Below are 11775 nucleotides of genomic sequence, written 5' to 3'. Positions count from 1 at the left end.
CACGATTTCAGACGGCCTTTATTTCAGGCAGCGCAGCCACCCAAAATCGCCTGTTTCCCATCAAATCGGGCTTTCAGAGACCTTTGCAAAAATAGTCTGTTAACGAAATTTAACGCATAAAAATGCGCCAAAAAATTTTCAATTGCCTAAAACTTTCCTAATATTGAGCAAAAAGTAGGAAAAATCAGAAAATTTTTGCATTTTGAAAATGAGATTGAGCATATAATTTTAGTAACCCATATTATAGTTCAATCATCGACAGGAGAAGCACCATGCCTTCCGCCAAGCTCATCCAAAAGCTCAAGCTCGCCCTGCAAAATCAGCTTCCGCCCGAACAAGACGGTATCTTGTTGTGCCTCGACTCCGACAACGTAACGGGCGACAACGCCAAATACATGAACATGTACAACCGCCTCGCCCGTTGGTACGATTTCGGCGAACGCTGGATAGCCCGCCTCAGATACGGCAACAGCATCAACGAGACACGGCGCAGCCTGATGGACGAACTGGAATGGCGGCAGGACTGCACCGCGCTCTACGTCTCCATCGGCACAGGTACCGATTTAAACCACCTGCCCGCCGACATCGACCCCGCCGCACTGGATTTGACCGGAGCAGACCTGTCGCTCGGCATGTTGGCACGCTGCCGCGACGTATGGCGGAAAAAAGCGGCGGGCTTGGATTTGGTACACTGCAACGCCGAAGATTTACCCTTTGCCGACAATATGTTCGACGTCGTATTCCATGTGGGCGGCATCAATTTTTTCAGCGACAAGCAAAAAGCCATCAACGAAATGCTGCGCGTTGCCAAGTCTGGCACCAAAATCATGATTGCAGACGAAACCACCGATTTCATCCAACAACAATACAAAAAAAGCCTATTCACGCGGAGCTATTTCCAAGACACCGATTTCGACCTAACACAAATCGAAAACTGCATTCCCGAAACCGTACGGGAAAAGAAAACGCGGCTGCTGTGGAGCAACCGCTTTTACTGTATTACCTTCCGCAAACCTGTTTGATACAGCCGCCGCATTTACTTTTTCAGACGACCTTGAAATCTGAAAAGGTCGTCTGAAAACCACATTTATAAACTCAAACATCAGAATATCCATACCCAATACGGCTCGTGCTGAAACCCAATGTCTCAGGCAAATTTAACGTCTTTATCGAGTCTCAACCCAAGCTGCGCTTACCGATTTGAATCGGCTATACTACCGCCTTTCCCTAAAACACACATTGTCATGAGTACCAAAAAATTTCCCGTCCCCCTCAGCTATTTCAGCATGCCGTTGGGGCTTTTCGCGCTCGGTTTGTCGTGGCGTTACGGCGCACATATCGGGCTTTTGCCGAATTGGGCTGCGGAAACGCTGTTAGCCGCAGCATTTGTGCTTTGGCTGCTGCTGGTCATTGCCTACATCATCAAAATCCATTTTTTCCGCCCCGAATTTTTGCAGGATTTGGTGCAATGCTGTTTCATCAGCGCGATTCCGATTACCACGATGCTGGCAGGTTTGGCAGCCTTACCCTATCAAACGCCACTGGCAAAAGGGTTGATTTTGCTGGGAACAGCGGGGCAGTTGGCATTTGCCATGTACCGAGCAGGCGGCTTGTGGCGCGGCGTCCATACCCTTGATGCCACTACTCCGATTGTGTACCTGCCCACTGTTGCCACCAATTTTGTCAGCGCGACCGCAATGGCAGCATTGGGTTTGTCCGATTATGCTTAGCTGTTTTTGGGCGCGGGGCTGTTTTCATGGCTTAGCTTGGAAGCCGCCATATTGAGCCGTTTGCGCATCGGCACACCTGTCAACCCCCCTGTGCGCGGCATTGTCGGCATTCAGCTTGCGCCCGCTTTTGTCGGCAGCGGCGCTTATTTTGCCGTATCGGGCGGGCACATCGATGCCTTCGCGCTGCTTTTAATCGGCTACGGCTGCCTGCAATTCCTGCTACTGCTGCGCCTTCTGCCTTGGATGCTGGAGCAGGGTTTCAGCCCCAGCTTTTGGGGTTTCTCATTCGGTTTGGCGGCCATGACGGGCTGCGGTTTCCATTTGATTGCCGAACAGCGTTTACTGTTTTTAGGCTATTTCCTCTCCATCCCAGGCCCCGGCTTGGTGATGTTGCTGTTGCTGGCGACTTTGAATTTGGCGAGACAGGGACGGTTGTTGGTTAAATGAAAAATCGTTCGGCTTAAAGGCGTTATAAATCGGACATGGTTTTAGGTTGTCTGAAAACGGCGTAAGCACAGTCGGATTCTAGAATCCGACTGTGCTTACTGACTATATTTTACACTGGTGTGAATTATATTTCTTTGCGGGAGGTAAAACGTACGCTGTTCAATGCTTATGGGGGAGTTCAGAAAAAAGCTCCACCAATTCGCCACCTGCCAAATAAACATAGCAAGCAATATACACCAGTGTCGATTTATTCATCCGCCGCATTCAAATTCCAGATTTCTTGCCTCGACTGAAAAGATAAAGCAAAGCCGTATTGAAAACCTGCCATGCCGACCTTATTCGTAGATGATGTCTATAATTCTCTAGTGTTGCCTTGGGAATTTATCATCCCCTTTAATAACCCAATATCTCTAGAAAAATCTCTCTTTTCAAAACTCGATAGAATGACCTTTTCTGTTTCCGGAGACCAATAAATTTTCAAATTTTCTTTTGCTCTTGTAATAGCCGTATAAAAAATACTATGGCTTACCAATTCTTCTAATTCATTCGTAATAATGATTTTGACAGACTTGTATTCTAAACCTTGTGATTTATGGATAGATACAGCATAAGCAACTTGAAATGGAACTAATTTATCAAATGAATCATCATCTTCATCGGTATCTGGATATTTTTTAACTGAAAATTTAATTATTGAATTTTTACTATTTTTATTTGATAAAAGTTCAAAATCATATCCATCCGCATCAATTTCATTTATGGTAATATCTAATTCAATAGTAAAAAATATTTCACTTTCTGTTTTGTTAATATCAACAATTTTTCCTTTCATGTTGTTATGAATAAGTGGAGTAAATCTTTCTGACTCATTAAACAAAATAGGATCATTTACCTTGTAATCGTGTATTCCCCATAAAACAGGCCGGTTTGGGTTATTACTCTGCAAAAAATGATTAATATTATTAATACCATAAATACCATCATAATTCAGGCACAAAATGATCTCATCATCATTTGGCTGATCCAGTACTGATTTATCTAATCTAACAGAATAGTTTTCTTTTACCATCGGTTCTAATATCGCTATATCTAACTCTCTAACTCTATTCCAGATCGTTAATAAATTTTCATTAGTTGTTCTATATGGTGTTTTCAATTCTAAAATTGCAGATTGATTGACAAATCTACGAATAATGTCAAACCAATTCCCAAACAAAATAGATTCAATTTGAAAAACATCGCCAACTAAAACAAGCATCTTACAATCTACTTTCCTTAGAATACTTACCATATCTTGATTACTAATAGTACTGCACTCATCAATAACCAATAAATCACAAGATACATGATTATTTCTTTTAGATAGAAACTTTGAAATAGTCATAAAATAGCTGTTTTTAGTGGTTACCCTTCTTTTTAAGTTGTTTACAGCAGGATTAGTATTGGCTAAATATATTTTTTCTTTGTCATTCCAAAAGTTAGATATATGGTTTATAACTGTAGACTTACCTGTCCCTGCTGCACCGTAGATTAATGCGACTCTAGATTGAGAAAACATATTTTTTAGTAATTCTAATTTCTCATTACAATCAATTTTATATGAAACATCATTTAGCCAAGAAATAACTGAATTAGTATAACCTTCTATCTTTTCATTTGCATATTTTTTTATTTCCAGGATAATATCAATGCAATTATCTACATATTCTTTTATATAGATAAATCCTTTATATTCAATCAAGTTACGATTAGTGTGTTTGTGATATACGTTGGAATTATACTTCTTCATTAATTCTTGAATATTAGAGAAGCCAGATATTTCTTCTAATTTTGTAAATAAGATTCCTTTTTTCTCTGCGTTATTCTTAATGAGTCTTGATAGGAACTCATGTTCACGATTCGATGGATTAATACAATTAAATAAATCATGCACTTTAGGGTTGTGACTTATTAAAGATGTCGTGAATGGCATTTTATCAAATGGAATACACCCCCAGCTAAGATTTAAGTTGGATAACTTATGACATAAAGCATTATTAAACTGACTTTTAATTACTTTGTTATTTAATTTATACAGCAAATAACTAATAACATTTCCTCCTGCTAAATTATTTCTTATAAGGTGTCTACAAACTTCCAATATATTGATAAAATTAGCAGTTCTTACTTGTGAAGTTATTTGATTTTTAAAATCATAAAAATAATTGTCTGATAATCGTACAATATCAACAAAATTAATCTTATTATAAGTTAAATACTTCATTATTAAAGAATATTCATTACTATTAGAATGAACTGATTGCATGTTGAAAATTTTTGAGAAATTCTTAAATTCACAATTACGTATTGACACTTCCCAGTTATCAATAATTTTAATTAACATCCTACTGTTTAGTATATCAATAAAATCTTCTCTTATTCTTAATTTTACTGCATAATTATCCAGTATATCATGGCGTGTAAAGGCTATAATCCTATCAAATTTACTTACTTTATCATTTGCAATAGTAAATGTAACTTCATAATATATTTCTTGTCTCACAAAGAAAGGTTTTATTTTTTGAATATAATATCTATCATTATAATCATAATAGGTATTATTGATATAGTCTGCGTTTATTTTTAATGATATTTTTTCATAATACTCAGTTAGTTTTTCATCTAAATTTAAAGGAAATTCTTCTATATTATATAAAATATCTAACCCATATTTTTTCTTAATAATGATTTTATTTTTAGTAAGTATTCATAATATTTTAGCATTAACCTTTCAGACCCATTCTCATCTATAGTATAGTGCGATACGGATTTTTGTAATAGGCTATGGAATTTATGTAGGAAATCAAAGCTGCCTTGTGATTTAATATATTCCCATGCTTCTTTTTTATCTGAATAGCTGTTAGGATCAATATCCTGACCATTACTATATATTTTTTGTGCAATATATTCGACTAAGTTTCTTAACTGGGCAAGAATATTTTGTGAAAGTAAGCCTCTTTCTGAATCATCAAATCTATCAATATTCTTAGAAATAACGGAAGCAGTTTCTTTTATTGCAATATCTATTTTTAGCATAGCTTTCTCCTTATGCAATTACATTAAATGTGATTTTATCATAATAAATTACGTTAAGAAAATTAGTGAATTAAGGAGCAATATAATTGTTGCAAAGATTTTTCAGATAACCTTTTCCCCACATGTTATCTATCCATCCCTTTGCCTATGCTGCGCTTGCGGCACAAGCCTTTTCAATCAACTCCCTTACCCAGCGATACGCAGGATCTTTATGGGTCCGTTCGTGCCAAATCAGTGTTTTGGTAAAGCCTTGAATTTTAAGGGGTGGTTCAAACCGTTTGAGGTTGGGCGCGTTGGCAATTAAACGCTCAGGCACGACTGCCAATAGATTGCTTTGCACCAGCAATTCAGGCAAAACGATAAAATTTTGTACTGACAGGCTGACATTCCTTTGTAATCCCATCGCTTGAAGGGCTTGGTCTGTAATACCGCTGAAGCTGCCGCCATAATAAGAAATCAAAGCTTGCTCTAACCGGCAAAACTGCTCAAGGGTAAGTTGCGCCTGTTGGGCTATTGGGTGATCGTGGCGAACGGCGCAGATATAACACTCGTCATACAAATTTTTTGCATTAATATCCGGTGCTTGGAAGTCTGGTGTCACCAGCGCAAAATCGATTTGCCGCTACTTTAATTTTCGGGGCTTGAATTTTAAGCAACCCCAGAAACGGCACAATCACAGCGCGCATTGCATAATCGGCGCAGGCGATGCGTACAGTTAATTCTGCTGTTTGCGGTTCAAACTGTGGTGGTTGTAATAATTGCTCCACCTCGTTCAGCACCTTTTTCACTTGTGGAGCAAGTTCTAACGCACGATTGGTCGGCACAACGCCCCGTTGCGCTCGCACAAACAGCGGATCATCAAACTGACCTTAGCCATGTTTTTCGGCGGCATATTCGCCTTATGGCTGCTTGCCACTCCGTTTCCGGAAAAATTAGGGGTATATCCCCTGCGCGGCTTACTGCTGCAACTCACAGGCGCCATCAGCATACTGGCGATGAGTAGCTGCCTGATACTTGCCGTGCGCCCCAAAATACTGGAAACCCCGCTCGGCGGGCTGGACAAAATGTACCGCCTGCACAAATGGTTCGGCATCATCGCCCTTTCAGGCAGCATCCTGCACTGGACCAGCAAGCAATTCCCAAAATGGCTGGTAAAGCTCGGACTGTTTGACGGCAAAAAGCCGCCGCGCCCGCCAATGCAGGAAATATTAACGTTAAAAGATTGGCTGGCTACCCAACGCCACTTTGCAGAAGAAGTTGGTGAAATCGCCTTTTATATCATCATCGTCCTACTGGTCGCCGCCCTCATCAAACGCATACCCTACCGCTGGTTTGCCAAACTCCACATCCTGGTCGTACCCGTTTATCTCGCGCTCGTGTGGCATACCATCGTGCTGGTAAACTTTTCCTACTGGTCGCAACCGCTGGGCTGGCTAATCATCGCCGCCTTAGTTGCAGGTATCGCCTGCTCGCTGATTGCCCTATTCAAACGCATCGGCAAACCGCAAAACGCCACCGTATCCGCCATGAACCAAAACGGCAACCTGCTCTCCCTGACCCTGAACGCCCCGAAATGGCAGGGACACCGCGCAGGACAATTCCTCTTTTTACGCACGCACGGCGAAAGCCACCCCTTTACCATCGCCTCCGACTGGCAGCCTGATAACCAACAACTCACGCTCGTGATCAAAGACTTGGGCGACTACACCCACCGCCTGCCACAACGCCTGAACATCGGCGACACCGTGCAAATCGACGGCGCATACGGACGTTTCGACTTTTCCGACAAGCAAGCGCAAATCTGGGTCAGCAACGGCATTGGTTTTACCCCATTCCTCGCACGCCTCAACGAACTGGCAAAACAGCCTGTCACCCAAGCGATAGACTGGTTTCACGCCGATAGAAACCTGCCCGCCGAAACGCTCGCCCACTGGCAAAATTTAGCGCAACAAGCCAACGTGAATTTCCGCTATATTCCTTCCGAAACCCAAAGACTTACCGCCGAACATATCGGGCAGACCGTCCGCGATAGCGCAAACCGCAGCCTGTGGCTCTGAGACAGCCGCAGTTGCACACTCAGCATTTCAGACAACCTGAAAACACGGTCGCAGCATATGGAGTTCTTCGAATTCCGCTAAACGGTTGCAGATATAGGGCAGCGTAAGAAAACAGCCCTAACCCAGCCCAAACAAACACAGTCCGCACCTTCAAAATGAAGCTGCGGACTGTTTTTTGCTTTTCAGACGGCCTTATGGCTTAAAGAGGTCGTCTGAAACCCTAAAACAGTCTAAACTTACCCTTTCCGATGAAATCGGATTCCCGAATTCCGCCAACGCCACTAAAATATCAAACCCGATGCCCTCGAACACCGCCCCATCATTTTCAGGCAGCCTGAAAGGACGCCCCATGCCGCAGCCGGATTGGCAATCTATCGAAAACATCGCCTATCAAATCATCGTCGATGCCGTGCATAGCATCCGCAGGCAGCGCCCGCACGAAACCGTGTACGCCGCCATTTTCCACAATTTCTACTGCGACAATACCTATCTCTATTTCCCCTCGCTGTCGGTTGGCACGGAAGAGCTACTCGCGCGCGTGGTGGAAAAATACTAAAGCGAATACGGTTCCACCGCAAGCCGTACCGAGCTGGAACAGTCGTTGCCTGGTCGGGGGCGGATTTGGCAGAATATCTGTTTGACAGCGGCGCGGCGGGCAATGCGGTGGCGCAAAGCGTGCAGGCTACTGTGTACCAAGAAACCGATTGGGACGACTTATACGACCGCTTCCGCCAATGCTTTCCACGCGCCTGCCGCCGCACAACTGAAGATTTGCTGCGCGCCAAGCTCGTCGCCCCCGATTTTGTCGCCGTTGCCTGCGATGAAGACGAAGAGCTGATTACCCCCAGCCTCACGCCCGAACAACTGCAACGGCATTTCCCTGAATTTGTGTAACTTTCAGCAAGTAGGTCAGATTAAAAACCCAACTTCTACCAAAACCACTGCCTAATCTGCCGCCGTTTCAGACGACCTGCCAAAATTATTGGAACGTGAGCCGCGCCGTTTTGTCGAAGTTGCAAAGGATATTTATGATGCAGCCTGAACATACTCCCTTAATCGAATTCAAAAACGTCAGCAAACGCTACGACAACCACACCGCTGTAAACGAACTGAACCTCACCATTTATCAAGGCGAGTTTTTCGTATTGGTGGGCGGCTCGGGCAGCGGCAAATCCACTACGCTGCGCATGATTAACGCGTTGACCGAGCCGACCGACGGCGATGTTTATTTCAACGGCAGGCGTATCAAAGATTACGACATCCGCGGGCTGCGCCACCGCATCGGTTATGTGCTGCAACAAATCGCCCTGTTCCCCACCATGACCGTGCGGCAGAACATCGAACTGATGCCCGACATTTTGGGCTGGGACAAACCGAAGCGCACATCGCGCGTGAACGAGCTGCTCGAACTGGTCGGCATGCCGCCCGAAACCTACCTAAACCGCTATCCGCACGAACTCTCCGGCGGCGAACAGCAGCGCATCGGTATCCTGCGCGCCATCGCCGCCAAACCCGACATCCTGCTGATGGACGAACCCTTTTCCGCCCTCGACCCGCTCGCCCGCGCTTCCCTTCAGGAAACGGTGTCTCTAATTCATAAAAAACTCGGCACCACCATTGTTTTCGTTACTCACGACATGAACGAAGCCGCCAAGCTCGCCTGCCGTATCGGCGTGATGCACCAAGGCAGGCTGGTTCAAGTCGATACGCCGCAGGATATTCAAAACCATCCGGCGGATGATTATGTGCGCTCCCTGTTCGGCGCGGCGCAGCCGGAAAACACCGCCTCCGCCGACGAGGTCATCAATCTTTACCGCCGTTTGGACGCGGACGGCAAAGCGCGGGTAAGGGAGCATTGGGCAAAAGAAGAAAATTAGAAAAGGTCGTCTGAAAACGGACATATCGGATTTTGCCCAATCGTTTTCAGACGACCTTTACCATCAAACAGATGTAAAAAATGAAGATACTGATTTATTCGGCTTTACTTCTCTTCAGCTTGCTTGCCCTATGATTCCGGTTGGAAGCCATTCAAAAGGCATTTAGACCATTTTAAAATGACTGTTTACTGAATTTCTTTTCTAATTCTCTCAATGCGGATTGCAAACAATCTTCAACCGAAGATCTGTATGCTGCAATAAGATCTGGCACAGTATGCAAATCCAGTACATACTGCAACTCATCTGCGAATATATCTTCGACAAAAGACGGTTTGACTAAATAGGTTTCCAGCCTAAACAAGCGTGCGTGAAACTCATCATTACTGTTTTTGAGAATTTCAATTTTAAAATTCAATTCATCATCTTCTAGGGCAATCGGATTTACAACAACAGTTTTCACTACTTCTGAATATTGCAGCATTCTTGATTCTCCAATTTAAGTAGGTTTACATTGGCAATGTCTGGCATAAGTTCCGGCCGGCGCTTTTTGGGTTGCATCTTTTTTTTGCAGCTGTACAAGCAGCGTCTGCTGTTTTACCCGTTCCTGCCCCACTAACCCGCGCAGGTGGATTAGGAGCTTTTTTCGGGTCAATAACCTGAATATTGCACTGAGCTGTGTCAGTAAAAGTTTTATCAAAAACCGGGAGGCCAGTAACAATCTTAAACATAACCTAAAGGGCTTCATAACCCAAGTTGATTGGGCGAACCTATCGTTCCGACAGAATCAGCCGAGTGTGTACAGCTTGTCAGAAAGCGTTGGGCTTATCAACCCGACCTCACTTACTGTTTTTTGCTTTTCAGACGACCTCAAACCATTTTCAGTACACGCTCAAGCACCGGGCTTGCTTTCCGGTAACACCCAATTTCGCAAAAACTCTACTGTAAGTCCAAATCAAAAGCATCTATGTCGTTAGGTACCGTATCAAAAATCAAGCGAATCTGCTATATATACTTCCTCAAAACCCCAAAGGAGAATCAAGATGGACATTCTTTCCCGCCTGCAAGCATTGCCGTCGGGCAGGTTCCACTACAAATTACTGGTATTGGTCGGCATCGGCTGGCTGTTTGACGCAATGGATACCGGTATCGTGTCGTTTATATTGCCCGCATTGGGCAAAGAATGGGGATTGCAGCCGGCGCAACTGGGCTGGATAGTCAGCATCGCCTTTATCGGCATGGCACTGGGGGCGGTAGCGAGCGGCTGGCTGGCAGACCGCTTCGGCAGGAAAACCGTATTTGCCGCGACCATGGCAGTGTACAGCACGGCGACAGGCCTATGCGCCTTTGCTCCCGACATTGCAACACTGCTCACCTGCCGCTTCTTTGTCGGCGTAGGACTGGGCGGACAGCTTCCCGTCGCGGTGTCCTTGGTCAGCGAGTATGCGCCGCCGAAAGTACGCGGTCGGTTTATCGTGTTGCTGGAAAGTTTTTGGGGGCTGGGCTGGCTTGCCGCAGCACTCGCTTCCTATTTCTTTATCCCAAAATTCGGCTGGCACAGCGCATTTTTAATCGGCGCGCTGCCGATTTTGTATATCCCGCTGGTGTTGAAACTCATACCCGAATCCGTACCCTACCTGCTCTCGCAAGGCAAAACGGACGAAGCGCACCGGCTGGTCAGCCGCTTGGAAGAAGAAGCGGGGATTACGCCCGCCGCAACAGCCATAGCACCGCCGCAACAGCAAAAACAGCGCATCCGTTTTATGCAACTTTGGCAACAGTCTTTCGCACGGCGCACGTTGATGCTGTGGTTGGTTTGGTTCGGCATCGTCTTTTCCTATTACGGCATTTTTACTTGGCTGCCGAAACTCTTGGTCGAACAGGGCAATACGGTGGTTAAAACCTTTGAATATGTGCTGGTGATGATCGTCGCGCAACTGCCCGGCTACATCGCGGCGGCGGCATTGGTGGAAAAAATCGGGCGCAAAGCGACTTTGGCAGGCTTTCTCGCCGCCTGTGCCGTCTGCGCGTGGTTTTTCGGGCAAAGCAGCAGCGCCGCCGAAGTCATGGCATGGGGCAGCCTGATGTCTTTTTTCAACCTCGGCGCATGGGGCGTTTTATACACCTACACGCCCGAACTCTACCCCCTCCGCTTCCGCGCCTTCGCCTCCGGCTGGGCGGGCGCAATCGGACGCATCGGCGGCATCCTCGCGCCGATGGCGGTTGCCGCGATGATTGGCGGCAGCAGCGGGTTCAGTAATATATTCATGATGTTCGCCGGCGTGATGATGCTGATTGTATTGGTGATTTTGGCTTTAGGAGAAGAAACGAAAGGCAGGACGCTGGAGGAAATCAGCTCTTAAACAACCGTATCGACAGCCCAAAATCAGCAAAAGGTCGTCTGAAAACTCAAAATTGGTTTTCAGACGACCTTTATGCTAGAGATTTTCAGATGACGTTTGAGGTCGTCTGAAAATTTGAAACAATGTTTTGAATGATGAAAACGCGTGCGTGCGTACCACACACACCCTTGTATATCGGAACTCCAGTATCATAGCAACAAACCGTCCGGCCGCCATCCGTACACACCCG

Annotated in this window: 11 protein-coding genes and 1 pseudogene; 7 read left to right on the top strand and 5 right to left on the bottom strand. The window is 45.2% G+C overall.

The annotated features are described in order from the left end of the window. Window positions 1–272 precede the first annotated feature (272 nt). Window positions 273–1022 (top strand): class I SAM-dependent methyltransferase, encoded by a 750-nt coding sequence (locus tag NSCA4_RS0102870; RefSeq protein ID WP_016686739.1) that lies wholly within the window; start codon window positions 273–275, stop codon window positions 1020–1022. A 222-nt stretch (window positions 1023–1244) separates the two neighbouring features. Beyond that, window positions 1245–2177, top strand: a pseudogene (gene tehA, locus NSCA4_RS12705) (dicarboxylate transporter/tellurite-resistance protein TehA). 352 nt (window positions 2178–2529) lie between these two features. On the opposite strand, the gene NSCA4_RS12700 reads toward tehA, so the two are convergent. The 4 genes from NSCA4_RS12700 to NSCA4_RS14940 form a co-directional block, all read right to left on the bottom strand. Beyond that, window positions 2530–4719 carry an ATP-dependent DNA helicase gene (locus tag NSCA4_RS12700; protein WP_218015740.1) on the bottom strand — a complete coding sequence of 730 codons (2190 nt, stop codon included), beginning with the start codon at window positions 4717–4719 and terminating at the stop codon, window positions 2530–2532. A gap of 158 nt (window positions 4720–4877) precedes the next feature. Then, window positions 4878–5252, bottom strand: a complete 375-nt coding sequence (locus NSCA4_RS15730; RefSeq protein WP_218015739.1) for a hypothetical protein — start codon at window positions 5250–5252, stop codon at window positions 4878–4880. A 145-nt stretch (window positions 5253–5397) separates the two neighbouring features. Further along, window positions 5398–5853, bottom strand: a complete 456-nt coding sequence (locus NSCA4_RS0102855; protein ID WP_016686736.1) for a LysR substrate-binding domain-containing protein — start codon at window positions 5851–5853, stop codon at window positions 5398–5400. Beyond that, window positions 5822–6076, bottom strand: coding sequence for a LysR family transcriptional regulator (locus NSCA4_RS14940; protein ID WP_141565456.1), 255 nt, complete (start codon window positions 6074–6076; stop codon window positions 5822–5824). The genes NSCA4_RS0102855 and NSCA4_RS14940 overlap by 32 nt, the downstream gene beginning before the upstream one ends. A 9-nt stretch (window positions 6077–6085) precedes the next feature. Between NSCA4_RS14940 and NSCA4_RS12695 the strand changes: the two genes are divergently transcribed. From NSCA4_RS12695 to NSCA4_RS0102835, 4 genes are all read left to right on the top strand, one after another. Beyond that, window positions 6086–7309, top strand: a complete 1224-nt coding sequence (locus NSCA4_RS12695; protein WP_255265265.1) for a ferredoxin reductase family protein — start codon at window positions 6086–6088, stop codon at window positions 7307–7309. A gap of 349 nt (window positions 7310–7658) precedes the next feature. Then, on the top strand, window positions 7659–7865 hold the full coding sequence (locus tag NSCA4_RS15970; RefSeq protein WP_016686733.1) for a hypothetical protein: 207 nt from the start codon (window positions 7659–7661) through the stop codon (window positions 7863–7865). Between the two features lie 65 nt (window positions 7866–7930). Next, window positions 7931–8203, top strand: coding sequence for a hypothetical protein (locus tag NSCA4_RS15965; RefSeq protein ID WP_016686732.1), 273 nt, complete (start codon window positions 7931–7933; stop codon window positions 8201–8203). A 134-nt stretch (window positions 8204–8337) separates the two neighbouring features. Further along, a complete protein-coding gene (locus NSCA4_RS0102835) occupies window positions 8338–9186 on the top strand; it encodes an ABC transporter ATP-binding protein (RefSeq protein ID WP_016686731.1) in 849 nt (282 codons plus the stop codon). A 172-nt stretch (window positions 9187–9358) separates the two neighbouring features. On the opposite strand, the gene NSCA4_RS0102830 is transcribed toward NSCA4_RS0102835, so the two are convergent. After that, window positions 9359–9667 (bottom strand): hypothetical protein, encoded by a 309-nt coding sequence (locus NSCA4_RS0102830; protein ID WP_016686730.1) that lies wholly within the window; start codon window positions 9665–9667, stop codon window positions 9359–9361. A gap of 559 nt (window positions 9668–10226) precedes the next feature. Between NSCA4_RS0102830 and NSCA4_RS0102825 the strand changes: the two genes are divergently transcribed. Next, window positions 10227–11546 carry an MFS transporter gene (locus NSCA4_RS0102825; protein ID WP_016686729.1) on the top strand — a complete coding sequence of 440 codons (1320 nt, stop codon included), beginning with the start codon at window positions 10227–10229 and terminating at the stop codon, window positions 11544–11546. The last annotated feature ends 229 nt before the right edge of the window (window positions 11547–11775 follow it).

The sequence above is a fragment of the Neisseria sicca 4320 genome (assembly GCF_000193735.1).
In the GTDB taxonomy this organism is placed as follows: domain Bacteria; phylum Pseudomonadota; class Gammaproteobacteria; order Burkholderiales; family Neisseriaceae; genus Neisseria; species Neisseria sicca_E.
The sequence above is the reverse complement of the archived record's forward strand: the minus strand, read 5'-3'. Positions and strand labels throughout refer to the sequence as shown.